The following is a 314-nucleotide window of genomic DNA, read 5'->3' on the forward strand; positions in this document are numbered from 1 at the left end:
CTGGACGTGCATTTTCTCCTTACGCATCTGTGCGGTATTTCATACCCGGTATGGCGCACTTTTCATACAATCTGCACTGATGCCGCATGGTTAAGCCAGTATACACTCCGCTATCGCTACGTGACTGGGTCATGGCTGCGCCCCGACACCCGCTAAAACCTGCTGATGCGCCCTGACGGGCTTGTCTGCTCCCGGCATCCGCTCACAGACAAGCTGTGAGCGGGTGCCGGGAGCAGCATATGTCAGAGGTTTTCACCGTCATCCCCGAAACGTGCGAGGCAGCTGCGGTAAAGCTCATCGGCGTGGTCGTGAAA

The 314-nt window shown here is 57.0% G+C and carries 1 pseudogene; it reads right to left on the minus strand.

The features are described 5' to 3' along the window. Window positions 1–242 precede the first annotated feature (242 nt). Window positions 243–314, minus strand: a pseudogene (locus ACUU1M_RS20780) (Rop family plasmid primer RNA-binding protein); the annotation flags it as partial.

The sequence above is a fragment of the Shigella sp. SIG6 genome, assembly GCF_053555815.1.